Source organism: Actinomadura rubrisoli (assembly GCF_004349215.1).
Classification (GTDB): Bacteria; Actinomycetota; Actinomycetes; order Streptosporangiales; family Streptosporangiaceae; genus Spirillospora; species Spirillospora rubrisoli.
On the sequence record NZ_SMKU01000111.1, the window covers coordinates 1 to 25,778 of the forward strand.

Below are 25,778 nucleotides of genomic sequence, written 5' to 3' on the forward strand. Positions count from 1 at the left end.
GTGCCCCGGGACGGCCCGGCCTCCTCCGCCAGCACGTCCGTGATGGCGATCATCGAGGTCAGCGGCGTGCGCAGCTCGTGGGACACGTCCGCGACGAACCGGCGGGACGCGTTCTCCATCGCGCGCAGCTCCGTCACCGTCCGCTCCAGCGCCTCGGCGGTGCGGTTGAACGTGCGGGCCAGGTCGGCCAGCTCGTCGCGGCCCCGCACCGCCACCCGCGTCTCCAGCTCGCCGTCGCCGAGGGCGCGGGCCGCCGCGCCGAGGCGCCGCACCGGGCGCAGCACCTGGCGGGTGGCCAACAGCGCGAGGCCGAGCGCGGGTAGCAGCGCCAGCGCGTTCTCGATCACCAGCGCGCGGGTGAGCAGCGCGAGGTCGGCGGCCTCCCGGTGCAGGTTGGCCGTGACGAACACCATCGGCGGCGTCGTGCGCCACGGCTCGTCCACCGTCGTCCGGTAGCCGGTGACGTGCGCGCCGACCAGCAGGTACGGGGTGCCGCCGCGGGTCACGCGCTGGAAGACCACCCCGCGCAGCGCGCGCTTCGCGAACTGCTCGCCGACGGGCACGTCGAGCATGTCGGCGGCCGGCAGCTCGACGTGCCCGTCGAGCCGGACGCGCACGGCCACCGCCTTGCGCCCCGGCGGCCCGGCGAGCGCCTCCTCCAGCTCGGCGCCGATCGTGATCCCGGTGTCGGGGGGCAGCTCGGGCGGGACCTGCCGCGCGAGCGTCTGCCGGACGTCGGTGAGCACCGCGTCCTGGGCGCGCTGCAGCATCGCGCGGCGCAGCAGCACGTAGGAGATGCCGGACGCGAGGACCGAGGCCAGCAGCGCCACCGCCGTGAACGCCGCCGCGAGCCGCGCCCGCAGCCCGGTGAACCACCGGCTCCCGACCTCCTCGCCGCGCCACCGCACCCGGCGGCGGAGACCCGCGATCACGGCGCGACGAACCGGTAGCCGAAGCCCCGCACGGTCTCGATCAGCCGCGGCTCGGCGGGCTCGTCCTCGATCTTGGCCCGGACGCGCTGGACGCAGGCGTCCACCAGCCGCGAGTCGCCCGGGTAGGTGTGCTCCCACACCTCCGACAGCAGGTGCTGGCGCGTCAGCGCCTGCCCGGGGCGCCGCGTCAGCTCCAGCAGCAGCCGCAGTTCGGTCGGGGTGAGCCGGATGTCGCTCCCGGCCTTGGTGACCCTCAGCGAGGACCGGTCGATCACGAGGTCGCCGTAGGCGGACCGGTCGAGCCGGGTCTGGTCGGCGCGGCGCAGCACGGCCCGGATCCGGGCGTCCAGGACGCGCGGCTCGACGGGCTTGACCACGTAGTCGTCGGCGCCCGCCTCCAGGCCGAGCACCACGTCGAGGTCGTCGCCGCGCGCGGTGAGCAGGATCACCGGCAGCGCGTCCTCGCGGCGGATGCGGCGGCACACCTCGATCCCGTCGATGCCCGGCAGCATCACGTCCAGGATGACGATCTCGGGACGCCGCGCCCGCAGCGCCTCCAGGCCGTCCTCGCCCGTCGCCCGCGAGGTCACGCTGTGCCCCTGGCGGGTGAGCGCCAGCTCCAGCGCCGTGCGGGCCGACGGATCGTCCTCGACGAACAGAATGCTGACCACCTGGACATTATCGGCCACCCACGGCGCCTCCCCCGGTCGTGTCACAAGATCCGGACATTTGCCGGACAAGATCATGACAGCCCGCCGGGACCGTTGGGCACATGACGCTCGCCATCGTCCCACCCCGGCAATCCGCCCCGCCCGCGGCCGCGCGGGCGGCCCGGCGATGGCCCGTCGCTCTGCCGTGGCTGCTGGCGGCGGGCACGCTCGCGCAGCTGTGCGTCCGGGTGTGGTTCGCCCGCGCGCGGACGGCCCCGGCGGCCAACCCGGACGAGACCGGCTACCTCCTCGCGGCCCGCTGGCTCGCCGGCGGGCCCGGCGGCGACCTGTCGGGCAACACCTTCTACCAGGGCGGCTACCCGCTCCTGCTGAGCCCGGCGTACTGGTTCAGCCACGACCCGACGACCGTCTATACGACCGTCATGGTGATCAACGCGGTGCTCGGCGCGGCGCTGTTCCCCCTGGGCTACGCGGCGGCGCGCCGGTTCGGGCCGGCCCGCCGCACCGCACTGCCGCTGGCCTGGGCGGCCGCGCTGCTGCCCGCCACCACGTTCTTCGGCGCGTTCGTGCTCGCCGACGCGGTGCTGCCGACGCTCGTCCTCGGCTGGCTGCTGGCGCTGGACCGCTTCGCGCGCGAAGGCCGGACGCGGGACGCCGCCGCCGCGAGCCTCCTCGTGGCGTACACGGCGGCCGTCCACACGCGCGGCGCGGTCCTGCTGGCGGTCCACCTCGCCGCGCTGGCCGTCCTCGTCCTGATCGCCCTCAGCGGCCTGCCCGCGCGGAGCGTCCGCTGGAGGGGACCCGCCGCGTTCCTGGAGCGCCTGGCCGGGACGCGCAAGGCGCTGCCGGGGCCGCGCGCCGCGCTGGCCGGGCTCGCCGTCACCGTCGCGGGGTACGCGGCGGGCTCGGCGCTCAACGGACGGCTGCGCGCCGAGCTCTACCCCGGCGGCGTCCGCGATCTGGCGGCGCTCCTGGGGACGCGCCTCACCACGCTCGACGGCCAGGCGTGGGCGGTGTCGGGCGCGGTCGGCCAGATCTGGTACCTGATCGTCAGTACGTGGGGCCTGGCGGGGGTGGGGATCGTCGCGGTGGCGGCGTCCCTGTTCCGCCGCCGGACCCCGGCGCCCACCCGGGTGATGGCGGCCGTCCTGCTCGCCGCCACCCTCGGCGTCGCCTACGCCTCCTCGTCCGCGCTGCCCGACGAGCACCGCGTGGGCAACTTCGCCTACGGCCGCTACCTGTCCCTGCTCGCCCTCGTGTACGCGCTCGCCGGGGCGGCGGCGCTGCTGCGTCCCGGCGCCCGCGCGGCGGCGCGGCGTGCCCTCGGGGCGCTGGTCGTGCTGGCGGGGGCGGGCGTCTGGGTGACCGTCTACGCGGGAGATCGGCTGCGCACCCACCAGTTCATCGGGTTCGACTTCCCCGAGACCTCGTTCCTGACCGGCGACCGCACCGCCTTCCACCTCACCGAGGCGTCGTTCGCCGCGGCGGGGCTGCTGTGCGGGCTCCTCGCGCTGAGCAGGCTCCGGCGGCCGCATGCCGCCGCCGCGGTGGCCGTCGCCCTGACCGGGATCAACCTGGCGGCGATGACGTTCATCATGGGGCCGTCCCCCCAGCGCGTCCGGCCCGCCTCCCCGCTGCCCGGCCCGGCCTCGGGCGGCGTGGTCATGGACCGCACGCTCGACTGGCGCATCCGGACCATGCTGGCCTACCCGACATGGTGGACCCGGATCGGCTGGACGGACATCCGCCAGGACCGTCCGCCCGCGCCCGGCGTCTGCACCGTCGTGGTCCCGCTGCCGAAGGGGACGCGGGCGGAGGCGTCGTGGCCCGCGCATCCGGAGGGCTGGCGGCCCCACGCGAACGAGACGTGGTCGATCGGCTGGGTCGTCTGGCGGTCCCCGTCCTGCGCGGGCTAGAAGGCCGGTGAACGCCGAAGGGTCACGGTGAACGGGGCGCGGGGTCGCGGCGCAGGCCGTCCAGCACCACCCGGGCGAGAGCGTCGTCGGCCCGCGCGCCCGGACGGCAGACGACCGTGCTGAACAGCTCGACGACCTCCCTCGGCGCGATGTCGCGGCGCACCGTGCCCTCGCCCTGCGCCCGCCGGGCGAGGTCCTCCAGGAGGCCGTCGACCTCGGCCTGGAGTTCCCGCCGCTCCGCCGGCGCGGCGTCCTCCTCGGCCAGCGCCTTGATGAGGGCGAACGGCTGCCCCGCGCAGTAGGCGACGAGCCGCTCCAGCACCTGTCCGCGCGGGACGTCCAGCGCCTCGAGCGCCCGCACCTCGGCCCGCAGGTCCTGGAGCGCGCCGACGGCGATCTCCTCCACGAGGGCCCGCCGGTCGGGGAAATGCCGGTAGAGGGTCCCGACGCCGAGGCCCGCCGCGCGCGCGATCTCCTCCATCGCCGCGCCCGGACCCCGCTCGGCGAACAGCCCGAGCGCCGCGTCGATGATCCGCTCGCGGTTGCGCCGCGCGTCGGCTCGCACCCGTGCTCCCCTCCCGAGACAACCGGAACCTCTCGTTCAGGTTACTCTGGCCATGGAACGGAACCGGAAGATCCGATTCATCTTGGAGTGATCATGCGCATCGGACTGTTCGCGCTCGCCGGGGGCGCCCCGCTGGACGAGCTCGCCGCGCAGGCGCGCGCGGCGGCCGGCCTGGGGCTGGACAGCGTGTTCTTCGGCCATATGAACGGCTGGGACGCGCTCATGACGGCGACGTTCGCGGGCCGCGAGGCGCCCGGGATCGAGGTCGGCACCGCCGTCCTGCCGACCTATCCCCGGCACCCCCTCGCCCTGGCGAGCCAGGCGCTCACCGCGCAGGCCGTCACCGGCGGCCGGTTCACGCTCGGCGTCGGGCCGAGCCACGCGTCGATCATCGAGGACGGGCACGGGATCCCCTACGAGCGGCCCGCCCGGCACGTCCGCGAGTACCTGACGGCCCTACGGCCGCTGCTGCGCGGGGAGGAGGTCGATTACAAGGGCACGACGCTGGCCGCCGCGGGCACGATCGTGGCGCCGGGCGCGGCCCCGCCACCGGTGATCGTCTCGGCGCTCGGCCCCGCGATGCTGAGGGTGGCGGGCGAGCTGGCCGACGGCACGGTGACCACCTGGACGGGCGCGGGCGCGATCGCCGACCACATCGTCCCGGCCATCACCAAGGCCGCGGACGCGGCGGGACGGCCCGCCCCGCGCGTCCTGGCGGGCGTCATCGCGGCCCTCACCTCCGACCCGGACGGCGTGCGGCGCGACCTGGCCGAGCAGCTCGGCTTCGCCTCCGCGTTCCCCGGCTACCGGGCGATCCTCGACCGGCAGGGCCTGTCCGGCGTCCATGAGACGGTCATCGCGGGCGACGAGCGGGAGGTCGAGCGGGGCCTTCGCCGCTTCGCCGACGCAGGCGCCACCGACCTGCTGGTCAGCCCCTGGGGCGCCCCGGACGACCAGGCCCGCCTCCTGGCCCTGGCCGCCACCCTCCGCTGACCCGGGCGGCGGTCAGCGGAGGCGGTCGATGATCGGGCCCAGGGCGTCCATGAAGGGCGAGTGCACCGTGATGTAGGAGAAGCCGAACCGCTCGCGGCCCTCCCGGAGCCGCTCGGCGATCTGGGCCTCGGTGCCGATGAGCACGAACGGCGTGTCGAGGATCTCTTCGGTGGTCAGGTTCCGCAGCTGCGCGGCGCCGAGCCGCTCGGCCTCGGCGCGCCGGTCGCCGGTCACCGCCACATGCTGGACCAGCAGGTTCCACTCCAGCCCGTCCGCCCGCTCCCCCGCCTGCTCGCGGACGAACCGGACCCGCTCCCCGGCCTGCTCGGCCGTGCACAGGTCGAAGGTGCCGGGCGGCGCGCCTTTGGCCTGCCGGACCCCGGCGATCCCGACGATGTCGGCGTACCGGGCGGCGGCGCGCAGAACCGTGTCGCCGGTGCCGCCGACCAGCAGCGGCGGACCCGTCCCGCCGAACCCGGACCGCTGCACCGGGGTGAGGCCGGCCAGCCCGTAGTGCTCGTCCACCGCCCTGCGCTCGGCGTAGCCGGACGCGCCGAACAGCCGCCCCAGCTCCTCGATCGTCTCGACCAGCCGGCCGGCCCGGGCGCCGAACGGCTCCCAGGGGAGCCCCGCCGCGTCGAACTCCCACTTCATGTGCCCCGCGCCCAGGCCGAGCTCCAGCCGCCCGCCCGTCAGGCGGTCGGCGGTGGCGACCTCGCGCGCCAGCAGGTGCGGGTTCCAGAAGCCGGCGTTCAGGACGAACGTCCCGACGCGCAGCCGCTCGGTCGCGTCGGCGGCGGCGACCAGCGTCGGGAACGGCGCGGGCGAGCCGAGATGGTCGGGGACGAGAGCGGTGTCGTAGCCGTACCGCTCGGCCCGGCGGCACTGCTCGGCGAAGCCCTCGCGGGAGGCGATGTCGAAGACGTTGAACCCGAAGCGGAAGTCCCTCATGGGCACGATCCTGCCCCGGATCCGCCGTCCGGTCAGCCGGGGACGATGAAACCCGTCTCGTAGGCGAGGATGACCGCCTGCGTGCGGTCGCGGGCCTGGAGCTTGCCCAGGATGTTGCCGACGTGCGTCTTGACCGTCTGCGGGCTGACGAACAGCTCCTGCGCGATCTCGGCGTTCGACCGGCCCTTGGCCATGAGCCGCAGCACGTCCGCCTCCCGCTCGGTGAGCCGGCCGTGCCAGCGGGCCGCCGCCCCGGCGCCCGCGGACGGGGCGTGCGCCGCCGCCAGCGCCCGGATCGCCGCGGGGAACAGCAGGCTGTCGCCGTGCGCCACCATCCGGATCGCCTGAAGGATCTCCTCGGGCCTCGTCCGCTTGAGCAGGAAGCCGTGCGCGCCCGCCTTGAGCGCGTCGTAGACGTACTCGTCGTTCTCGAACGTGGTGACGACGATGATGCGCGGCGGCTCCGGGACGGTGCCGAGGATGTGCCGGGTGGCCTGGATGCCGTCGAGCCTCGGCATCCGCACGTCCATCAGGACGACGTCGGGGCGCAGCCGGGACACCTCGCCCGGCACCTCCGCCCCGTCCGACGCCTCACCGACCACCGTCAGATCGTCCTCGGCGTTGATGATGGCCGCGAGCCCGGCCCGGATCAGCCGTTCGTCGTCAACCAGCAACACCTTCACCGTCATCCTCCGGACCTTAGCGGCAGCGACACTTCAACGCGCCAGCACTCCTCGTCGGGACCGGCGGCCATGGCGCCGCGCAGCACCGTGACGCGCTCGCGGATCCCGTTCAGCCCGCGCCCGCCGCCGTGGCCCGCGCCCGGTCCCTCGGGCGCGCCGAGCGGGTTGCTCATCTCCATCCGCAGCCGGTCCCCCTCCACGTGCAGGCGCAGCCGCACCGGGACCTTCCCCGCGTGCCGCAGCGCGTTCGTCAGCCCCTCCTGGACGATCCGGTACGCCTCGCGCGAGACGGCGGCGGGCACGTGCTCCACGTCCGGGTCCACCTCCGAGTCGAGCTTCACCCCGGCGATCCGCGTCTGCTCCAGCAGCCGGCCGAGGTCCTTCAGCGTGGGCTGCGGGGCCGTGCGGGACGGGTCGTCCCGCAGCAGTCCCAGGACGTGGTCGAGGTCCTCCAGCGCGGCGCGGGCGGACTCCTCGATCGCGCCGAGCGCCTCCCGCGCGAACGCGGGGTCGCTGTCGAGCACCCGCCCGGCCGCCCCGGCCTGGAGGGTCACCACGCTCAGCGCGTGCCCCACCGAGTCGTGCAGCTCGCGGGCCAGCCGGTTCCGCTCGGCGAGCTTGACGGCGCGCGCCTGCATGTCGGCGAGCCGCTCGGCGGCGGACGGCCCGAGGAACCGCGGGGCCAGCCGGGCCAGGAGGGCACCGGCGGCCACGATCACGGCGAGCAGCAGGGCCAGCGCCGCCAGGCCCGCGACCGGCGCCGGCCACTGGTGCCAGGTGTCCTGCCAGCCCCAGGCGTCCAGAAACCCGGCGTCCCAGTCCACGGTGGGCGCCAGGAGCAGCACGAAGGCGAACGGCGGCACCGCCAGGCTCAGCCCGCTGACCACGACGCCCACGTACAGGTGCAGCGCGAACCACGCCCCGGTGCGGACACGGCTCTCCCAGGACCGGGACGAGCCGGGGACGAGCGCCGCGGCGGGACCGCCCAGCAGCTCCTTGGCGAGGGAGATCTCCAGCAGCCGCACGGTCGGGACGAGACCGGTGACGAACGTCGCCGCGCCCGGCACGGCGAGCAGCAACAGCAGGCCCTTCACGACCGGGTCGCCGATCGACAGCAGGGGGGCCAGGCTGATCGCGAGGAACCAGTAGGGCATGAGCAGCGCGCCGCCCACGACCAGGTGGGCCCATCGCCGCCAGGTCGTGCGCTCGATCAGCGGGCGCAGAACGCGGGTCACGCTCCGATCCTGGCAGATCCGGGTGCCCCGCCACTCCCCCGCGCGAGGGAGAAGGCCATGGTCAGGAGGGGGACGTGCCGCCCTGCTCGCCCGCGAGCCGGTCCTTGTCGTCGCGGTCCTTGCCGGCCGGGCCCTTCGCGGCCCGGTCCCGCTCGGCGAGCTTGGCGAGCCGCGCGTTGTAGACGGCCAGCTCGTCCTGCGCCGGGTCCCCTCCGGGCGCCCCGGCGCGGTCGGCCTTGCGGTCCATGCGGCGGGCCTGCCGCTGGTCGTCGAAGTACCACTGGAACGCCAGGACGATCAGGACGATGAACGTGGGGATCTCGCCGAAGCCCCAGGCGATCGCGCCGCCGGTGTGCTGGTCCTGGAGGGTCGGGACGCCCCACGGCGGATGGACGGCGTTGTACCAGCCGCGCGCCAGCGCCTGGCTCAAGTTCATCAGCGCGATGCCGAAGAACGCGTGGAACGGCATCGTGACGAACAGCAGCAGGAGCCGTCCCGGGTAGGGCAGCTTCTTCGGCGCCGGGTCGACGCCGAGCAGCACCCAGAAGAACAGGCAGCCCGCGAGCAGGAAGTGCAGCATCATCGCGATGTGCCCGAGGTGGCTGCGCATCGCGGACTCGAACAGCGACGTGAAGTACAGCGCGAACGTGCTCGCCACGAAGATGATCGTGGCGACGGCGGGGTGGGCGATGAACGCGGTGTAGCGGCTGTGCAGCGCGGCCGTCAGCCACTCGCGGGGCCCGCGGTCGCCGCGGATCCGCGCGGGCTTCAGCGCGCGCAGCGCCAGCGTCACCGGGGCGCCGACGACCAGGAAGATCGGCGTCAGCATGTTCAGCACCATGTGCTGGGCCATGTGGACGCTGAACAGGAAGGGCGCGTACTTGCCGATGCCGCTCTCGGTCACGATCACGATGGACAGCAGCCCGACGAGCCAGGAGGCGGTGCGGCCGAGCGGCCAGGCGTCCCCGCGCCGCCGCAGCCGGACGACCGCGCCGAGGTAGAGCCCGCCGAGCGCCGCGACCAGCACGGCGAAGAACAGGTCGAACTGCCACAGAGTCAGCAGCCGCACGGGATTGATCTCCGGCGGCATGTCGTAGCCGACGAGCGCCTTGACCGGGGTCTCCTCCCCGGCGGGGGCGGGCGGCGCGGTGCGGGCCAGCGCCACGGCGAGGCCCATGGTGGCCGCCATCACGGCCACCTCGACGCTCGCCAGGCGCGTGAACGACCACGGCTTGCGGTCGGCCAGCGCGGGCAGCGTCCGCTCGCGGTGCCACCAGCCGAACCAGCCGAGCGCGGCGAAGAAGGCGATCTTGCCGAGCGCGAGGCGCCCGTAGTCGGTGCTCAGCAGCTCCGCCGGGTCGGGCAGCCGGGCGATCACGTTGACCAGGCCGCTGGCGCCGACGATGACGTAGCACCACAGGGCCATCCGGCTGAACCGGTCGGCCATGACGGGCAGCTTGTCGCGCCCGAGCAGGGCGTGGACGCCGACGATGGCGAGGCCGCCGACCCAGGGGGCGATCGCGGCCACGTGCAGCGCCACGCCCGTCACCGCGACGGAGTGGTTGGCCGCCGACGCCGAGTGCCCCGTCAGCGGCGGCGGCAGCAGCGCGACGCCGGCCATGGCCAGCAGCCCGAACGCGGCGGCGGGCGTCGTGGTGGTGCGGGCGAGCAGCGCCACGACCACGGCGAGCAGCACCACCAGCATCAGCGCGGTGCCCTGCGGCAGGGACCCGACGTAGCTGCTCAGCTCACTGCCGGTGAGGACCTCCCCGACCGGCTGGCCGAGCACGTCGGCGACGGTGAACACCAGGGTGGCGGCCGCGGCGGCGGCCCAGGCGGCGGCGAGCCAGGACGCGGCGCGCAGGTAGCCGACCGCGTCGTCCGACAGCCGGCCGGCGCCGCGCCCGCCCTCCAGCGGGAGCAGCGCGGCCGAGGCCAGCAGGGCGCCGACGGTCAGCGCGGCCGCCAGGTCCATCGCCGCCCGCGAGGCGGGCAGCCCCCACCGGGTGACGACGCCCGCGTCGCCCAGCCCGGGGATGACCTTCTCGGTCACCGAGCCGCCGAGGACCAGCCCGGCCACCAGGACCGCGGCGGCCGCGACCCCCGCGACCGCGGCGGTCCGCGCGACGGCCAGGCTGCCCCTATTCACCGCTGCCGGCCACTCCGTGCTTGCGCTTGGCCCGGAACACGATGGCGACGCCGATGCCGATCCCGACGAGCACGCCGGCGCCGACCAGAACCCACAGGACGGTCCCGGACCCGGAGTCCTTCTTCTTCTTGGACTTCGCGGCCGCCTTCTGCTGGTCGATCGCGAGCGGCTTCTCGTCGGTGGTGGCGGCGTCGCCGGTCTGCTCCTGCGCCACCGGGCCGCCCCCGGGCGCCGCGCTGGGCGTGCCGCCGTCCCCGGTCGCGGTGAAGGTCAGGGCCTCGCTCTCCACGGGGTGCCCGTCCTCGCCGACCACCCGGTAGGACACCGTGTAGGACCCGGCGGGCAGCGCACCCGCGAGCTTCTGCGTCACGGTCGTGCCCGCGGTCTCGGCCTTGCCCGCCTGGAACGTCTTCTTCTTCTCGTCCCGGACGACGACCCGGGCGAGGCTGATCTTGTCGCTGAAGACCAGCTTCACCTCCGTCACGGGACCGGCGGTGGCGCCCTTGCCCGGGGTGCTGCTCACCAGCCGCGTGTGGGCGAGCGCAGGCGTGGCGGTCACCGCACCAAGGGCAAGAGCGAGAACGGCGACAAAGCCGAGACGGCGAGGCGTGATGATCTTCATAGGTAGCCGGGATCTCCAGTAGCGTCAAGGGGGTGGCGTCCTAGCCTATTGCAGTGCCCTCGGCGTCGGGCCTTGGCGGCCCTCCTTCAACGGGCACTGCGGCGATCGCTGCATCGCTCCGACTCGCCTAGCGGCTCGCTACGCGATCAGTTGCTCGCAGGCTCGCAACTGGCTTCGCACGCGATCGCAACGCTGAGGTCGTTGACGCTTGCGGCAACTACCATCCCGGCTTACTGCAGTGCCCTCGGCGCCAGGCGCTAGAACACCCCTGCAAGGGACACCGCAGCGATCGCCGTCAGCCGAGCTGTCGACGACCCCGAGCGCCGCGATCGTGCGCAAAGCCAGCTTCGAGGAAGGTAGTTACCCCAGTGTCGACCGCCTGAGCGTTGCGATCGCGTGCGAAGCCAGGTGCGAGCGAAGCGAGAATCTGATCGCGCAGCGAGCCCCTGGGCGAGTCGGAGCGATGCTAGCGATCGCCGCAGTGCCCGCCGAAGGAAGGCGCTCTAGCGCCTGACGCCAAGGGCACTGCAATAAACACAGCCTCGTTAGCAGTCGCATCCGCAGCATTCACAGCAGTTGCAGCAGTCGCACCCGTCGCAGCCGCCGTCGCAGTGGCGGGTGCACCAGCAGCGGTCCGTGCAGGACTGGCCGTGGTGGTCGCTCCATTCGGGTTGGAAGACGCCGCAGGTGATGCAGACCACCGTCCCGGTGAGGCACGGGATGGGCCAGCCGGGGCGCCGGTCCGGCGGCCGGTGCCCGTAGTTGGGGCCGCCGCCACCGCCGCCGGGCGGGATCCAGCCCCCGCCGTAGCCGCCCTGCTGAGGCGGATGTCCGCCCTGGTGCGGGTACTGGCCGGGCGGCCCGTACGGCGGCTGCTGGCCGGGGCCGGAGGGGTAGGCGGCGAACACCCGGTCGACCGAGCGGCGCACCTCCCGGCCCAGCAGTGCCCGGACGAGCCGCGGGTTCTCCATCTCCACGTCCGCCAGTGCCAGTTTCAGCCCGTGCAGCGCGTCCTCGGCGTGGCGGCGGGCCTCGGCGGGCGCGGTGCCGGTGGCCAGGAGGGGGTTGTAGGCGCCGGACGCCGCGTCGTCCGTCACGTCCTCGACGGCGTCGATGAGGTGCGCGAGGCGGCCGAAGAAGCGGCCCGCCTCGGCGAGGGCCTCCGCGTTGTCCTCCTGGCCTGCCAGGACGGCGGTGTGCGCGAACACGGCCGCGACGGCGGTCTCCGTGGGCTCGGTCAGCTCCAGCAGCCCTAGCCCGGGGGCCGTCTCCAGGACGGGTTGGCGGGCGACCGCGTCCCGCAGTGCCGACGGGTCGAAGCCGACCGAGGCGCCCGTCCGTCCGCCCGCGGCGTCCCAGCGGTCGGCCACGCGGCCCGCGGCGGCGGCGACCAGGCGGCGCGCGTACGGGCCGTCCCCGTCGGCGACGTGGTCACGGGTCTTGCCGGCCGCGAGCAGCAGCGACGCCGCCGCCGCGAGTTGCGCGCCCTGCGCGCGCGCCGACACGACCTCGGCGGTCTTCATCCCGCGCAGCGCGCACGGCCCCGCCTTGCGGCGGGGGGACAGGTCCGGCGCCTGCGCCTCCACCAGGACCGACACCAGCAGCCCGTCGTAGTTGGTGACGAGCCGCGCGGCCTGGCCGTGCTCGGCGCGCAGGGTCAGGCACAGCCCGCACAGGTGCGCCATCCAGTCCTTGAAGAGCGACCCGCACAGGACGTGCTTGCACGGGCGTACGACACCGAACATCCCCGGACATCTCCCCACTTCAGGCGACTCGCAGCATTATTCATGGACGCGGCCGACCTTGATCCGGTTCATGGGATGTCGATATTCGGCGGCTAGACCCCTACGCAGGTGAGGGCGCGGCGGTATGCGGCCATTCGGGGCTCCCCGGCGGCGCCCGTCTCCGCCAGCACCTCGGCGAGGTCGAACCATGCCTGTGCGGCCTCCCGGGAGGACTCCATCTCCTCCAGGCAGGTGGCGGCGCGGGTGAGCACCTCGACGGCGCGCTCGTGGCGGCCGAGCCGCGCGCACGCCTCGCCGAGCACGGTCAGCGCCCCGGCGGTCGCGCGGCGCGGCGCGTCCCCGAGCAGGTCGATGGCCTCCTCGGCGAGGCGCACCGCCTCGGCGGGACGGCCGAGCGCGGTCTCGGCGTGGGCCAGCTCGGTCAGGCACCAGGCGACGTCGATCTCCCCGGCCGAGCTCGTGCTGATGTCGGCCCGCACGCGGCCGAGCAGCTCGCGGGCGCGGGCGGCCTGGTCGGGCCGGGCGCGCAGCAGCAGCCCGGCGTAGATGACGCGGAGGCGGTTGAGGTTGCGCGGGTCCTCGCCGTCGCCGGCCAGCATCAGCGCCCGCTCGGCCAGGGCGACGCCGTCCTCGTACTCGCCGCGGATCTCGGCGACGTAGGCGGCCTCCCAGTACGCCACCATCCGCGCGCGGGGGCTGCCGACCCGCTCGGCGCGCTCCACCAGCTGCGCCGCGAGCTGCCGGGCCCGGACGAGGTCGCCGCGCTCGATGAACGCGGCGAGCAGCGCCGCGCCGAGGTGGACGGCGGCGTCGGTGGAGTCGGCGCCGGTCGCGATGAGGTGGCGCAACGCGCCCTCGGCGGCCTGCACGCCCGCGCTGATGTCGCCGCGCTCGCGCAGGCAGCGGCTCAGCGCGACGTGCACCTTCGCCCAGTGGTCGAGGTCGGCCTCGGCGCTGGCCTCCTCGGTCAGCTCCAGCAGCCCGGCGATCGCCTCCTCCAGCTCGCCCGCGGCCTCCAGGGCCAGGGCGTACCCCCACCGGGCCTGGTGCAGCATCTCGGGCAGGGCCGTCGCGTCGGCGTTGGCGAGCACCTCGGCGAACCGGGCCCGCGCCTCGGCCGCCGCGCCGTTCTGCAGCGCGATCTCGGCGTAGTCGAGCGTGACGCGCAGCTCGTCCACGACGTCCTCGCTGACGCCGCTGACCAGGTAGGTCGCCGAGCAGTTCAGCTTCGCCGCCAGCAGGTCGACCACGCTCGGCGCGGGCACCCGCTTGTCGCTCTCGATCAGCGAGATGTAGCTGTCGGACAGCTCCGGGAAGGCGAGCTGCGCCTGGCTCACGCCCTGCCGGATCCGCAGGGCGCGGATGCGCTGCCCCAGTGTTTCCCGATCCATCGTCTGACCACCGCCTACAAGGTTCTCGCCGACTCGATCCTCAGTGTGCCGAGGTCCTGGCACGTCAGGCTATATCCGACCCGTCTGCTCACGCAGCGGAGACCGTGAATCACTTCGCGCCGGTGCGGCCGGCGATTCGGCACGGCGAGGCGCCGGGCGGTTACCCTGTGCTCGCCATTTCGAGATCATGCTGCTGGAAGCGGAGCGCGCGCCATGTCCCAGTCCAAGACCGTCCAGGCCGACGATCCCCCGCCCGGAGGCACGCGCGGACCGCTGGAACGGCTGTTCGACCTCACCGGGCGCCGGACGACCGTCGCGCGGGAGCTGCGCGGCGGGGTCACGACGTTCTTCGCGATGGCCTACATCATCCTGCTGAACCCGATCATCCTCGGCGGGGCGAAGGACGTGACCGGCGCGACGCTGTCGGTCCCGCAGCTGACGACGATGACGGCGCTGTCCGCGGCCGTCACGACGGTGATCATGGGCCTGGCCGGGAACGTGCCGCTCGCCCTCGCGTCGGGCCTGGGCATCAACGCGGTCGTGGCGTTCCAGGCCGCGCCGGTGATGACCTGGCCGCAGGCGATGGGCCTGGTGGTGATCGAGGGCCTGGTCATCGTGGCGCTGGCGCTCACCGGGATCCGCGAGCGGATCATGAACTCGATCCCGCTGGCGCTCAAGCACGCGATCGCGGTCGGCATCGGCGCCTTCATCGCGCTGGTCGGCCTGTACGGCGCGGGCTTCGTCACCTCCGGCGCCACCAGCCCGCCGCTGACGCTCGGCACCGGCGGGCACCTGCGGACCTGGCCGGCGCTGGTGTTCGCGTTCACGCTGCTGCTGATGATCGTGCTGTACGTGCGGCGGGTGCCCGGCGCGCTCCTGATCAGCATCGTCGCCGGGACGGTCGTCGCCGTGATCGTCCAGGAGGGCGCCGCGATCCCCAAGGGCGGCTGGGGCGTGGTCACCCCCGAGATGCCCGACAAGCTGTTCGCCGCGCCCGACTTCGGGCTGCTCGGTGAGGTGGACCTGTTCGGCGGGTTCGGGCGGGCCGGGGCCATCACCGCGCTGGTGGTGCTGTTCACGCTGGTGCTGTCGGGGTTCTTCGACGCGATGGGCACGATCCTCGGCGTCAGCGACGAGGCGGGCCTGGTGAGCGAGCGGGGCGAGGTGCCGCGGCTCGGGCGCATCCTGTCGGTGGACGGCCTGTCGGCGGCGTTCGGCGGGCTGACCAGCTCGTCCGCCAACACGGTGTTCGTGGAGTCGGCGGCCGGCGTGGGCGAGGGCGCGCGCACCGGGCTGGCCAACCTCGCCACCGGCCTGCTGTTCGCCCTGACGCTCTTCCTCACCCCGCTGGCCGCGGTGGTGCCCGCCCAGGCCGCCGCCCCCGCCCTCGTCGTGGTGGGCGCGCTGATGATGGCGCAGGTCGCGAAGGTGGACTGGGACGATCTGGAGCTCACGATCCCGGCGTTCCTCACCATCGTGCTGATGCCGTTCACCTACTCGATCACGATCGGGATCGGCGGCGGGATGGTCGGCTACGCGGCGATCAAGCTGGCCCTGGGCAAGTGGCGCGAGGTGTCGGTCTGGCTGTGGCCGGTGGTGGCGCTGTTCCTGGTCTTCTTCGCGATCCACCCCATCGAGCAGTGGCTGGACGTGAAGTAACCGCCCTTTCGCCGCAACTCTCCGCCGGTTCGGGAGTCTCAACCCTCGTTCCGGGTGTCAAATAGTGCCGTCATGGCGTAAGCAGAAGGTAGGGCCTTACCTCCCCGGCGTGAAAGGCGTGGCTGTGGCGTCCGCGGACTCTCCCCCCGACCCGTCCCCGCGCGGTCATGTCCTGCTGGCGCCCGACCGGTTCGCGGGGTCGCTGACCGCGGCGGAGGTGGCCGGGCACCTCGCGGCCGGGTTGCGCCGCGCCCGTCCCGGCGTCGCGCTGGTGGAGCTGCCCGTCGCCGACGGCGGGGACGGCACCGTCGAGGCCGCCGTCGCCGCCGGGTGGCGGCGGGTGGAGGTCGAGGTGTGCGGGCCGACGGGCCGTCCCGTCAACGCCCGGCTCGCGCTCAACGGCCGGACCGCGGTGGTGGAGCTGGCCGAGGCGTCCGGGCTGCGCCGCCTCCCGGACGGCAGGCCGCGGCCGCTCGTGGCCTCCAGCGTCGGGACGGGCCAGCTGCTCGGCCACGCGGTCCGGCTGGGCGCCCGCCGCATCGTGCTCGGCCTCGGCGGTGGCGCCTGCACCGACGGCGGCGCGGGCCTGGTGCAGGGCCTCGGCGGGCGGCTGCTGGACGCGCTCGGCAAGGACCTGCCGCCCGGCGGGGCCGCGCTGCGCTCGCTGCACGCCCTCGACCTGCGCGGCCTGCCGGACATGTCGGGCATCCAGGTGGTGATCGCCGGGGAGTCCGCGGGCCCGCTGCTCGGCCGGGGCGGCGCCGCCGCCGTGGACGGGCCGCGCCGGGGCGCGAGCCGCGACGAGGTCCGGCTGCTGGACGCGGGGCTGCGCCGCTGGGCCGACCTGGCCGAGGCGGCGTCCCGCCGGGCGGCCCGCGACCTGCCGGGCGCGGGGGCCTCGGGCGGCGTGGGGTTCGCCGCGCTGGCCTTCCTCGGCGCGACGATCGAGCCGGGCGCCCCGCTCATGCTCGACCTGCTCGGCATCGCCGAGCGGGCGCGCGGCGCGCACCTGGTCGTCACCGGTGAGGGCTCGCTCGACAGCCGCTCCCTGCGCGGCACCACGCCGATCGGCGTCGCGCGCGCCGCGGCCCGGGCCGGCGCGCCGGTCGTCGCGGTCGCGGGGCGGCGCGGGCTGACGGGCGAGCGGCTCCGCCGGGCGCGGATCCAGGCGGTGTACGCGCTGGACGACATCGAGCCCGACATCGAGCGCCGCCGCCGCCGGGCCGGGGCGCTGCTGGAGCAGTTGACGGTCGCAATCGCCGACGAGTGGCTGCCCCCCGACCGCCCGATCCCCTGACCGCCTGCCCGCGACCCGCGGCCGGATCGGCGTGCCCGGCGCGATCGGATCGGTCCAATCAACCTCCCGGACGGGGAGACGGCCGGACGGCCGGCCGCATACGATGCGCGGGAGCGGCGGATCTTGAGAATTCCAGAGCGGCACGAGGTAGGCACCACATGGCGCAAGAGCGGTACGACTGGGCTTCGCTCGGGATCGACGTCACGAAGCCGAGCATCGCTCGCGCCTACGACGTCGTCCTGAACGGCAAGGACAACTTCGAGGTCGACCGTGGCTTCGTGACCGAGATCGTCAAGATCATTCCCGAGATCTACGACGTGGCGGCCTACAACCGCGAGGTCCTCGGCCGCGGCGTGCGGTACCTCGCGGGCGAGGCGGGCCTGCGCCAGTTCCTCGACCTCGGGTCGGGGCTGCCGACCGTCCAGAACACCCACCAGGTCGCCCAGGCCACCGCCCCCGAGACGCGGGTGGCCTACGTCGACAACGATCCGATCGTGCTGGCCCACGGGCGGGCGCTGCTGGCCGAGAACGACAACACCACCGTCGTCACCGCCGACCTGCGCGAGCCGGAGGCGATCCTGGCCGACGCCGACGTGCGCCGCCTCATCGACTTCGGCGAGCCGGTCGCGGTGATGCTGGTCGGGATCCTGCACCACCTGCACGACGACGAGGGCCCGCAGCGCATCGTCGAGACGCTGATGGACGCGGTGCCGTCCGGCAGCCACCTGTTCGTGACGAGCTTCTGCGCCTCCAGCCCGGAGGCGGTCGACGCCGAGCGCAAGTACCTGGCGCTGCTCGGCACCGGCCGCTTCCGGACGCCCGAGGAGATCACCGCCTACTTCGGCGGGCTGGAGCTGCTGGAGCCCGGCGTCGTCCCGCTCCCGCTGTGGCGTCCGGACGGCGACGTCCCGGCGGAGCTGACCGTCGGGCAGCGCCTGATGTACGGGGGCATCGCCCGCAAGCCGTAGCCCCTCGGGGCCCCTGCGTGACGGGCGCGGCGGCGGGCGCGCGGCGGGTGCGGCCGCCATCGAGCTCGCCACCTGGCATGCCTTACACTGTGTCATAGGAAAGTTGGATACCTTTGCACACTGCCCATGGCTGGGCGGGGCCTGCACCCCGCACGCTGTAGGCGTACACCCTGGTCAGCGTTGACGGAGGAGCTCCCGTGAAGATCGGCGTGCCGCGCGAGATCAAGAATCATGAGTACCGGGTGGCCATCACCCCCGCCGGAGTGCACGAACTCACCCGGCACGGGCATGAGGTGTTCATCGAGCGCGGCGCCGGCCTCGGGTCGGCCATCCCCGACGACGACTTCACCGCGGCGGGCGCCAAGATCCTGGACGGCCCGGACGAGGTGTGGGCCGAGGGCGACCTGATCCTCAAGGTCAAGGAGCCGATCGCGCCGGAGTACCACCGGATGCGCAAGGGCCAGACCCTCTTCACCTACCTGCACCTCGCCGCCTCCCGCGAGTGCACCGACGCGCTGCTGTCGGCCGGGGTGACCGCTGTCGCGTACGAGACCGTCCAACTGCCCGACCGCTCCCTGCCGCTGCTCGCCCCGATGTCGGAGGTCGCCGGGCGGCTGGCCACCCAGGTCGGCGCCTACAACCTGATGGCCTTCAACGGGGGCCGCGGCGTGCTTCCGGGCGGCGTGCCCGGCGTCGCGCCCGCCAAGGTCGTGGTGATCGGCGGCGGCGTGTCCGGCCTGAACGCGGCGCAGATCGCCGTCGGCATGGGCGCCGACGTGACGATCCTGGACGTCAGCGTCGACCGGCTCCGCCACATCGACGCCATCTACCAGGGCCGCCTGCGGACCCTGGTGTCCAACGCGTACACGCTGGAGGAGCGGGCGCGGGAGGCCGACCTGGTGATCGGCGCGGTGCTGATCCCGGGCGCCAGGGCGCCGAAGCTGGTCTCCAACGAGCTGGTCGGCCGGATGAAGCCGGGTTCGGTGCTGGTGGACATCGCGATCGACCAGGGCGGCTGCTTCGAGGACTCGCGGCCCACCACGCACGCCGACCCGACCTACCGCGTGCACGACTCGATCTTCTACTGCGTGGCCAACATGCCGGGTTCGGTGCCCAACACCTCCACCTACGCCCTCACCAACGTGACGCTCCCCTACGCGGTCGCGATCGCCGACAAGGGCTGGCGGACGGCCCTGCACGAGAACGCGGCGCTGGCCCGGGGCCTCAACACGCACGCGGGCGAGCTCGTCTACGACCACGTCGCCGAGGCCCACGGCCTCCCCTACACCCCGCTGGCCTCGATCCTCGACTGACCCGATCCATGATCAGGACCGTCCATGGACCTCTAGAGTGGGACGCATGGGGGAACTGATCATCCTGCGGCACGGCGAGACCGAGTGGAGCCGTGCCCGCCGGCACACGGGGCGCACCGACGTGCCGCTGACCGAGCGCGGTGAGGAGCAGGCGCGCGGGCTCCCCGCGCTGCTGGCGGAGCGGCGGATCGTCCGCACCCTGTGCAGCCCCGCCGAGCGCGCGCAGCGCACCGCCGAGCTGGCGGGACTGGCGGTGGACGACGTGGACCCCGACCTCTGGGAGTGGGACTACGGCGGCTACGAGGGGATCACCACGGCGGCGATCCAGGAGGAGCGGCCCGGCTGGTACCTCTGGGACGACGGGGTGATCCGCGGTGACGCCGAGCATCCCGGGGAGTCGGTCGAGCACGTGGGCAGGCGGGCCGACGCCGTCCTGGCGCGCGTGCGGCCGCTGCTGGCCGACGGCGACGTCGCCGTGGTGGCGCACGGGCACGTCCTGCGGGTGCTGACGGCGCGCTGGCTCGGCCTCGACCCCGGGCAGGGCCGGCTGTTCGCCCTGGACACCGGCACAGTCTCCGCGCTCGGCACCGAGCACGACCGGCCGGTCATCGCGGCCTGGAACGTCCCCGCGCGCTGACGCGGACCGCGCGGGCGGCGGGGTCCAGCACGTAGGATACCCCGAGGGGGATCACCCCCTCCGGGTTGTGCCCCGGCCGCGCCGAGACCGATTGCGAGGACGGAGATGGCGACCAGCGAGACCCCCACCCGCGGGTACACCGCCACCAAGGACCAGCTCCAGACGCGGCTGCACCGGATCGAGGGCCAGGTGCGCGGCATCGAGCGGATGGTCGAGGACGACCGGTACTGCATCGACGTGCTCACCCAGATCAGCGCCGTCCAGGCGGCCCTGGACAAGGTCGCGCTCGGCCTGCTGGACGGCCACGTCCGCCACTGCGTCGCCGAGGGCGCCGAGGAGGGCAAGGGCGACATGATGTCCACCGAGCTGATGGCCGCCGTGGGCCGGCTGATGCGCCGCGGCTGACCCCCGCCGCCCACACGCGCGGCGCGACCCGCGTTCCGCCGCGCCCCGCCTGTGTGACCTGCGTCATATCCGGGGAATAAGTAATTGATTACCCTGGTGCCCGGCGGTCTTTACCGCGGAGGGAAGGGCGGTCGACGTGCACGACGAACCGCGTGAGGATCACGGCCTCTTCGGTCCGGGCTCGGTGACGTGGCGGGTGATGGGCGAGCCCGTCCTGATGGTCGGGGGCGTCCGCGCCCTGCTGCTCCAGGCGCTGCACCCGCGGACGATGTGGGGCACCGCGCAGAACTCCGAGCTCATGGACCCGGCCGCCGCCTGGGCGCGGCTGGCCCGAACGGTCGAGTTCGTCCGCGTCCGCACCTACGGGACGGATGCGGAGGTCGAGCGGGCGGGCCGCAGGATCCGCAAGCTGCACTCCAAGCTGACCGGCCTCGACCTGCGCACCGGCGAGGCGTTCCGGGTGGACGACCCCGAGAACCTCCTCTGGGTCCACCTCGGCGAGGTCGACTCCTACCTTGACGTGGCGCGCCGCGCCGGGGTGCCGCTGAGCGGCGCCGACGCCGACGCGTTCGTGGACGAGCAGCGCCGCGCGGCCGCCGTCGTCGGCCTCGACCCGGCGGACGTGCCCGCCTCCGTCGCCGAGATGAGGGACTACTACGCGCGGATGCGGCCGCGCATCTGGGCGTGCTCGCAGGCCCGCGAGGGGCTGCGCCGCATGTTCAGCCCGGCCGTCCCCCGGCACCTGCTGCCGCTGAAACTGGCCGCACCCGGCATCGGGATGCTGGTCGTCTCGACGCTGCCGCGCTGGGCCCGCCGGATGTACGGGCTGCCGGGGCTGCCCACCTCCGACCTGGCCGCCACGCTGGCGCTCAAGGGCCTCTACAGGACGACCCATGTCGTCCCGGAGCGCTACCGGTACACCCCGGACGCGCAGCGGGCCAGGCGCCTCACGCGCGAGCACGAGGCGGACCTGGCACGCTGGTCCATCGCGTCCTGACGAGCACGGGCACGGACACGGCCCCCGCCCCGGTGCGTCTCACCCGATGAGCGGTGGCGTGTCCTCTTCCTTTACGTTCTTGGCCTGGGCGCCGTGCCGGGGCAGCAGCAGCGCCGGGACGATCAGCACGGCGGTGACGATCAGCGCGACCCAGAACGTGAAGCCGAACGCGTCCGCCAGCTTCGGCGCGACCTGCTCGCGGACCCGGTCGGGGATCTCGCCCATGGCGGCGACCCCGCCCTTCCTCCCGCCCTGCTGGGGAATCCGGTCGGTGATCTCGCGGGACAGGACGACCGCCAGCAGCGCCGTCCCGACGGAGCCGCCGAGCTGGACGATGATGTTCAGCGAGCCGGTCGCCCGCGACACCGCCGCCCGGCTCAGCGTGGTGAGCGCGGCCGACATGGTCGGCATCATCGTGCAGCCGAGGCCGAGCCCCCGCACGTACAGCGCGCCGCCGAGCAGCCAGTAGGACGTGTCCGCCTCGACGAGCGCGAACGGGATCGTCCCGGCGACCAGCAGGACGATCCCGATCGGCACGATCCGCCCGGCGCCGAGCTTGTCGGTGACCACGCCGGCGATCGGCATCGCGGTGGCGGCGCCGAGGCCCTGCGGGGCCAGCAGCAGCCCGGCCGCGAGGGCGCCCTCGCCGCGGGCGATCTGGAAGTAGAGCGGGATCAGCAGCATCGAGCCCATCAGGGCCATGCCGACGAAGAAGACCGCGGCACACGCGCTGGCGAACGTCCGGTCGGCGAACAGCCGCACGTCGATCAGGGCGCGCTCCCCGCGGCTCAGGCCGTGCAGCGTGAACAGCGCCACCAGCGCGGCCCCGCCCGCCAGCCAGCCGAGGGTCGAGGGCCGCCCGAACCCGCCGTTGCTGCTCGCGGTGGACAGCCCGTAGATCAGCAGGACGAACCCGGGCGGCAGCAGGAGCAGCCCGCGCAGGTCGAGGGCGGCGGTGCGGTCCTCGCCGCCCCCGCGCGGGACCTTCCACCAGGCCAGCGCCAGCGCGAGCGCGCCGACCGGCAGGTTCACGAAGAAGATCCAGCGCCAGTCGACGTCCTCGACCAGCCAGCCGCCGATCACCGGCCCGAGCACGGGGCCGAGCAGCATCGGGACGCCGACGATGCTCATGATGCGGCCCATCCGGTGCGGCCCGGCGGCCATCGACAGGATCGCCATGCCGGTCGGCATGAGCATGCCGCCGCCGAGGCCCTGCAGCACCCGGAAGCCGATCAGGGACTCGATGTTCCAGGCCGCGCCGGACAGGGCCGACCCGGCGACGAACAGCACGATCGAGGTCATCCACACGCGCCGCCCGCCGAAGCGGTCGATCGCCCAGCCGGTGAGCGGGATGACGGTGCCCATGGCCAGCAGGTAGCCGGTGATGACCCACTGGATGGTCGACAGGCCGGCGTCGAAGTCGCGGCCGAGCGTCTGCAGGGCCACGTTGACGATCGTGGTGTCCAGGATCGCCATGAGGGTGCCCGCCACGATGACCAGGCCGAGCAGGATCACCTCGCGGTCGAGCCGTTCGGGCCCGGCCGCCCCGCCGGGCGGCGCCGTCTTGATGGGTGGGCTGTCGGCCATGGTCGGCCCCTCGCCTTCGAGTTCCGTTCGCCGCCGTGCGCGAACCCTCGGATGCCTTGAAGTTCAACGTGTTGGCAGTGCACCACGGAATATGTTGAGATTCAAGACATGTCTCCCGAGTCAGCCCCCGCCGAGCGCTCGGTCGACGCCGACCTGGAGACGATGATCCAGCTCATGGGCCGGATCGTGCGCAACATGAAGAGCCCAGGCGCGCACAAGGAGGCCGAGGAGGTCGTCGGGCGCGTCCGCGCGGCCGGGCTCGGCCCCCGGCACGTGCCCGTGCTGTTCGCGCTCGTCCTGAACGGCCCGGTGCCCGTCGGCGTGCTCGCCCGCCACCTGGCGCTGAGCCCCGCCACGGTGAGCCAGCTGGTCGGGGAGCTGCAGGGCGGCGGCTTCGTGGAGCGCCACCCGGACGAGCGCGACCGCCGCCGCATGATCGTCAGCCTGGACGAGCGGCACCGCGCGATGGTGGAGCGGTTCGCCTGGCGGCGCCTGCGCCCGATGCGGATGACCATGGAGGCCCTCGGCCCCGTCGAGCGCGCGCACTTCCTGCACGGCTGGAGGACGCTGGTGGAGATGATGGAGCAGGCCGGGGTGGGCGACCCGGTCGGTGAGCCGGACGCCCCGTCCGGCAACGGATCGGGCGGCCAGGGCGGGCCTTGCGCCCGGTGACGCCTCGCCGGAGCCGTCGCCGGGCCCGTCCGAGGCGGCCGCCGTCCGGGACGGCGCCTTCCGGGACGGCCGGTCAGTCCTCCGGCTCGTCCACCGCCTCGTCGCGTTCGGCGGGCTCGGTCTGCTCGGCCACCCACGCCAGGTAGTCCATGCTCCCCGCGACCACCGACGTCGCGATGATCTCGGGGGTGTCGTAGGAGTGCACGTCGGTGATCAGGGTCGCCAGCTCGTCGAACCGGTCGGCGGTGGTCTTGAAGACCACCATCCACTCCTCCGCCGACTCGATCTCGCCCTCCCACCAGTAGGTGCTGGCGATCGGGCCGACGAGCTGGGCGCACGCCGCGAGCCGGTCGGCGACGGCCGACTTGGCCAGCTCCGCCGCCTCGGGCCGGGAGTCGGTGGTGGTCGTCACCTGCACGTAAGACTGCGCCATGGCACGACTCCTTCCCGTTCGCCGTCCAAGCACGCCTTGACCAGGCGTGACAGGTGCATGGCTAGGGCGCTTCTTATGGGTCTTGTTCGTCGTGAGCGGCGTCCAGGTGCGTGCATCGCAAGGCGGAGGAGGGAGGCAGCCCGGTGTTGGCTGTCGACCGACGACAACGCCGCGAGGTGCGTGCCTGGGCGTCGCGCAACAGAACGTAGATCCATAAGAAGCGCCCTACCCCGCCGGGGTGACGACCAGGGCGCTGCCGCCACCGCGCCTGACCGGCTCGGCGACCGCCTGGACGAGCCCGGGCCGCAGGAACTCCAGCGCGGTCGCGGCCCCGATCACGCCCTGCGGCGGGCCGGGAATGACCTCCAGCCGGTGCCCCCGCGCTGCGAGCGGCTTGCCGTAGGGGCCGATGAACGCGGGCTCGGCGAACACCTGCGGGGTGTTGCGCTGCGTCGCGCGCGGCGCGGCGAGCGCGGCGGGCAGGTCCATGCCGAGGTCGATCCGGTTGAGCAGGATCTGCAGGACGGTCGTGATGATGGTCGACCCGCCGGGCGTGCCGACGGCGAGCCTCGGCCGCCCGTCCTGGAGCACGATCGTCGGGGCCATGCTGCTGCGCGGGCGCTTGTGGGCGCCGGGCAGGTTCGGGTCGGCCGGGGCGCCGGGCGCGGGCGGCTGGAGGTTGAAGTCGGTCAGCTCGTTGTTCAGCAGGAACCCGCGGCCTGGGACGGTGATGCCGCTGCCGCCGAACTGCTCGATGGTGACGTTGTAGGCGACGACGTTGCCCCACTTGTCGGCGACGACGAGGTGCGTGGTCTGCGGGCCCTCGTACGCCAGGACGCGGGTCTGGGTGCCCGGCGGGACGCACGGGGCGTAGCGCCCGTCCGGGGAGCCGGGCGCGACCGGCGCGGGGGCCGCCTCGCCGGGCTTGATCAGGCAGGCCCGCTCGCGGGCGAACCCGGGCGAGAGCAGCTCGTCCAGCGGCACCTTCACCTGGGCGGGATCGCCCACGTAGGCGCCGCGGTCGGCGTAGGCGAGCTTGGACGCCTCCAGGTAGTAGTGCAGGGCCGTGACGGGGTCCTTGGCGTCCAGGCGGAAGTTGCCCATGATGTTGAGCGCCTCCCCGACCGTGGACCCGCCGGACGACGAGGGCGGCTCCCCGTACACGTCCAGTCCCCGGTAGGAGACGTGCGTGGGCTGCTTGCGCAGCGCGCGGTAGGCGCCGAGGTCGCCCGGCGTCATCAGCCCGGGGCGGACGATCCGGGTCGCGGCCGGGTCGACCGGGGGCTTGGCGGCCGTCCGCGCGACCTCCCGGCCGAGCCCGCCCTCGTACATCCACCGGGGGCCGCGCTTGGCCAGCTCGCGGTAGGTGCGGGCGAGGTCGGGGTTGCGGAAGACCGATCCGACCGCGGGCGGCTTGCCGCCGGGCAGGAACAGCTCGCGCGTCGGGACGATGTCGCGGAAGCGCGCCTCGTTCGTGGCGGTCTGGTCGTGGAACTCCTGGTCCACGACGAACCCGCGGTCGGCGATCGTGATCGCCGGGCGCAGGAGCGTGCGCAGGTCGCGGGTGCCGAAGCGGCGGAGCGCGAGGTCCCACTGGGCGAGGGTGCCCGGCACGCCGACGCTGAGCCCGCTGGTGACGGCCTGGTCGAACGGGATGGCCTTGCCGGTTGCGGGGTCGACGAAGGAGTCGGGCCTCATCGCCTTCGGCGAGATCTCCCGGCCGTCGAAGGCGTGCACGCGGCGGGTCTTGGCGTCGTAGTAGGTGAGGTAGCCTCCGCCGCCGATCGCCGCGACGTACGGCTCGGTGACGCCGAGCGTCGCGCCGGCCGCGATGGCGGCGTCCATCGCGTTGCCGCCGTGCTTGAGGACGTCGATCGCCGTGCGGCTGGCGTCGGGGTCGACCGTGGAGACCGCGCCTCCGTAGCCGGTGGCGACCGGCTGCCGGGACGGCGGGGGC

The 25,778-nt window shown here is 74.1% G+C and carries 23 protein-coding genes; 10 read left to right on the top strand and 13 right to left on the bottom strand.

The window, feature by feature from the left end; translation table 11 throughout:
* Together E1298_RS21085 and E1298_RS21090 are read right to left on the bottom strand one after the other, a co-directional pair.
* Positions 1–932 (bottom strand): HAMP domain-containing protein (locus tag E1298_RS21085; RefSeq protein ID WP_131895845.1); only part of this gene is annotated, 932 nt, incomplete at its 3' end.
* On the bottom strand, positions 929–1,603 hold the full coding sequence (locus E1298_RS21090; RefSeq protein ID WP_131895847.1) for a response regulator transcription factor: 675 nt from the start codon (positions 1,601–1,603) through the stop codon (positions 929–931). The genes E1298_RS21085 and E1298_RS21090, both read right to left, overlap by 4 nt.
* A gap of 101 nt (positions 1,604–1,704) precedes the next feature.
* On the opposite strand from E1298_RS21090, the gene E1298_RS21095 reads away from it, so the two are divergent.
* The gene (locus E1298_RS21095) at positions 1,705–3,519 is read left to right on the top strand and encodes a hypothetical protein (RefSeq protein ID WP_131895849.1); all 1,815 of its coding nucleotides are present in this window, start codon (positions 1,705–1,707) and stop codon (positions 3,517–3,519) included.
* A 22-nt stretch (positions 3,520–3,541) separates the two neighbouring features.
* Here E1298_RS21095 and E1298_RS21100 read toward each other — a convergent pair whose 3' ends face one another.
* Positions 3,542–4,084: a TetR/AcrR family transcriptional regulator gene (locus E1298_RS21100; RefSeq protein ID WP_131895851.1), complete on the bottom strand. Its 543-nt coding sequence runs from the start codon at positions 4,082–4,084 to the stop codon at positions 3,542–3,544.
* 93 nt (positions 4,085–4,177) lie between these two features.
* On the opposite strand from E1298_RS21100, the gene E1298_RS21105 reads away from it, so the two are divergent.
* The gene (locus E1298_RS21105; RefSeq protein ID WP_131895853.1) at positions 4,178–5,077 is read left to right on the top strand and encodes an LLM class F420-dependent oxidoreductase; all 900 of its coding nucleotides are present in this window, start codon (positions 4,178–4,180) and stop codon (positions 5,075–5,077) included.
* 12 nt (positions 5,078–5,089) lie between these two features.
* Here the strand turns inward: E1298_RS21105 and E1298_RS21110 are convergent, their stop codons facing one another.
* The 7 genes from E1298_RS21110 to E1298_RS21140 form a co-directional block, all read right to left on the bottom strand.
* Positions 5,090–6,028 (bottom strand): LLM class F420-dependent oxidoreductase, encoded by a 939-nt coding sequence (locus E1298_RS21110; RefSeq protein ID WP_131895855.1) that lies wholly within the window; start codon positions 6,026–6,028, stop codon positions 5,090–5,092.
* A gap of 32 nt (positions 6,029–6,060) precedes the next feature.
* A complete protein-coding gene (locus E1298_RS21115) occupies positions 6,061–6,717 on the bottom strand; it encodes a response regulator transcription factor (RefSeq protein ID WP_131895857.1) in 657 nt (218 codons plus the stop codon).
* Positions 6,714–7,946, bottom strand: coding sequence for a sensor histidine kinase (locus E1298_RS21120; protein ID WP_243725709.1), 1,233 nt, complete (start codon positions 7,944–7,946; stop codon positions 6,714–6,716). Before E1298_RS21120 ends, E1298_RS21115 begins: the two co-directional genes overlap by 4 nt.
* Positions 7,947–8,007: 61 nt before the next feature.
* Positions 8,008–10,095, bottom strand: coding sequence for a bifunctional copper resistance protein CopD/cytochrome c oxidase assembly protein (locus tag E1298_RS21125; protein WP_131895859.1), 2,088 nt, complete (start codon positions 10,093–10,095; stop codon positions 8,008–8,010).
* Positions 10,088–10,654, bottom strand: coding sequence for a copper resistance CopC family protein (locus E1298_RS21130; RefSeq protein ID WP_165975579.1), 567 nt, complete (start codon positions 10,652–10,654; stop codon positions 10,088–10,090). Before E1298_RS21130 ends, E1298_RS21125 begins: the two co-directional genes overlap by 8 nt.
* Positions 10,655–11,262: 608 nt before the next feature.
* Positions 11,263–12,462, bottom strand: a complete 1,200-nt coding sequence (locus tag E1298_RS21135; RefSeq protein WP_131895863.1) for a DUF5685 family protein — start codon at positions 12,460–12,462, stop codon at positions 11,263–11,265.
* Positions 12,463–12,554: 92 nt separating this feature from the next.
* Positions 12,555–13,853, bottom strand: a complete 1,299-nt coding sequence (locus E1298_RS21140; RefSeq protein ID WP_131895865.1) for a tetratricopeptide repeat protein — start codon at positions 13,851–13,853, stop codon at positions 12,555–12,557.
* A 213-nt stretch (positions 13,854–14,066) separates the two neighbouring features.
* Between E1298_RS21140 and E1298_RS21145 the strand changes: the two genes are divergently transcribed.
* The 7 genes from E1298_RS21145 to E1298_RS21175 all read left to right on the top strand — a co-directional run bounded on the left by E1298_RS21145 (position 14,067) and on the right by E1298_RS21175 (position 21,129).
* Positions 14,067–15,512, top strand: coding sequence for an NCS2 family permease (locus E1298_RS21145; RefSeq protein WP_131895867.1), 1,446 nt, complete (start codon positions 14,067–14,069; stop codon positions 15,510–15,512).
* A 118-nt stretch (positions 15,513–15,630) separates the two neighbouring features.
* Positions 15,631–16,809, top strand: coding sequence for a glycerate kinase (locus E1298_RS21150; protein ID WP_243725712.1), 1,179 nt, complete (start codon positions 15,631–15,633; stop codon positions 16,807–16,809).
* 158 nt (positions 16,810–16,967) lie between these two features.
* Positions 16,968–17,777 (top strand): SAM-dependent methyltransferase, encoded by an 810-nt coding sequence (locus E1298_RS21155; protein ID WP_131895871.1) that lies wholly within the window; start codon positions 16,968–16,970, stop codon positions 17,775–17,777.
* A gap of 197 nt (positions 17,778–17,974) precedes the next feature.
* Positions 17,975–19,090: an alanine dehydrogenase gene (gene ald, locus E1298_RS21160; protein WP_131895873.1), complete on the top strand. Its 1,116-nt coding sequence runs from the start codon at positions 17,975–17,977 to the stop codon at positions 19,088–19,090.
* Positions 19,091–19,136: 46 nt separating this feature from the next.
* Complete coding sequence (locus E1298_RS21165) at positions 19,137–19,727, top strand: histidine phosphatase family protein (protein ID WP_131895875.1); 591 nt, start codon at positions 19,137–19,139, stop codon at positions 19,725–19,727.
* A gap of 105 nt (positions 19,728–19,832) precedes the next feature.
* On the top strand, positions 19,833–20,132 hold the full coding sequence (locus tag E1298_RS21170; protein ID WP_131895877.1) for a metal-sensitive transcriptional regulator: 300 nt from the start codon (positions 19,833–19,835) through the stop codon (positions 20,130–20,132).
* A 136-nt stretch (positions 20,133–20,268) separates the two neighbouring features.
* Positions 20,269–21,129 carry an oxygenase MpaB family protein gene (locus tag E1298_RS21175; protein ID WP_243725710.1) on the top strand — a complete coding sequence of 287 codons (861 nt, stop codon included), beginning with the start codon at positions 20,269–20,271 and terminating at the stop codon, positions 21,127–21,129.
* A 39-nt stretch (positions 21,130–21,168) separates the two neighbouring features.
* Here E1298_RS21175 and E1298_RS21180 read toward each other — a convergent pair whose 3' ends face one another.
* A complete protein-coding gene (locus E1298_RS21180; RefSeq protein ID WP_131895879.1) occupies positions 21,169–22,716 on the bottom strand; it encodes an MDR family MFS transporter in 1,548 nt (515 codons plus the stop codon).
* A 108-nt stretch (positions 22,717–22,824) separates the two neighbouring features.
* Here E1298_RS21180 and E1298_RS21185 point away from each other — a divergent pair, with 108 nt between their 5' ends.
* Complete coding sequence (locus E1298_RS21185) at positions 22,825–23,388, top strand: MarR family winged helix-turn-helix transcriptional regulator (protein ID WP_243725711.1); 564 nt, start codon at positions 22,825–22,827, stop codon at positions 23,386–23,388.
* Positions 23,389–23,461: 73 nt separating this feature from the next.
* Here E1298_RS21185 and cutA read toward each other — a convergent pair whose 3' ends face one another.
* Both cutA and ggt read right to left on the bottom strand, forming a co-directional pair.
* Positions 23,462–23,821, bottom strand: a complete 360-nt coding sequence (gene cutA, locus E1298_RS21190) for a divalent-cation tolerance protein CutA (RefSeq protein WP_131895881.1) — start codon at positions 23,819–23,821, stop codon at positions 23,462–23,464.
* 225 nt (positions 23,822–24,046) lie between these two features.
* Positions 24,047–25,778: gamma-glutamyltransferase (gene ggt / locus E1298_RS21195; protein ID WP_131895883.1), on the bottom strand; the 1,732-nt coding region annotated here is incomplete at its 5' end.

Coding starts and splice junctions, on each gene's coding strand:
- E1298_RS21095 (WP_131895849.1), top strand. CDS start 1,705: ATGACGCTCGCCATCGTCCCACCCCGGCAATCCGCCCCGCCCGCGGCC.
- E1298_RS21105 (WP_131895853.1), top strand. CDS start 4,178: ATGCGCATCGGACTGTTCGCGCTCGCCGGGGGCGCCCCGCTGGACGAG.
- E1298_RS21110 (WP_131895855.1), bottom strand. CDS start 6,028: ATGAGGGACTTCCGCTTCGGGTTCAACGTCTTCGACATCGCCTCCCGC.
- E1298_RS21115 (WP_131895857.1), bottom strand. CDS start 6,717: ATGACGGTGAAGGTGTTGCTGGTTGACGACGAACGGCTGATCCGGGCC.
- E1298_RS21135 (WP_131895863.1), bottom strand. CDS start 12,462: ATGTTCGGTGTCGTACGCCCGTGCAAGCACGTCCTGTGCGGGTCGCTC.
- E1298_RS21140 (WP_131895865.1), bottom strand. CDS start 13,853: ATGGATCGGGAAACACTGGGGCAGCGCATCCGCGCCCTGCGGATCCGG.
- E1298_RS21145 (WP_131895867.1), top strand. CDS start 14,067: ATGTCCCAGTCCAAGACCGTCCAGGCCGACGATCCCCCGCCCGGAGGC.
- E1298_RS21155 (WP_131895871.1), top strand. CDS start 16,968: ATGGCGCAAGAGCGGTACGACTGGGCTTCGCTCGGGATCGACGTCACG.
- E1298_RS21165 (WP_131895875.1), top strand. CDS start 19,137: ATGGGGGAACTGATCATCCTGCGGCACGGCGAGACCGAGTGGAGCCGT.
- E1298_RS21170 (WP_131895877.1), top strand. CDS start 19,833: ATGGCGACCAGCGAGACCCCCACCCGCGGGTACACCGCCACCAAGGAC.
- E1298_RS21180 (WP_131895879.1), bottom strand. CDS start 22,716: ATGGCCGACAGCCCACCCATCAAGACGGCGCCGCCCGGCGGGGCGGCC.
- E1298_RS21185 (WP_243725711.1), top strand. CDS start 22,825: ATGTCTCCCGAGTCAGCCCCCGCCGAGCGCTCGGTCGACGCCGACCTG.
- cutA (WP_131895881.1), bottom strand. CDS start 23,821: ATGGCGCAGTCTTACGTGCAGGTGACGACCACCACCGACTCCCGGCCC.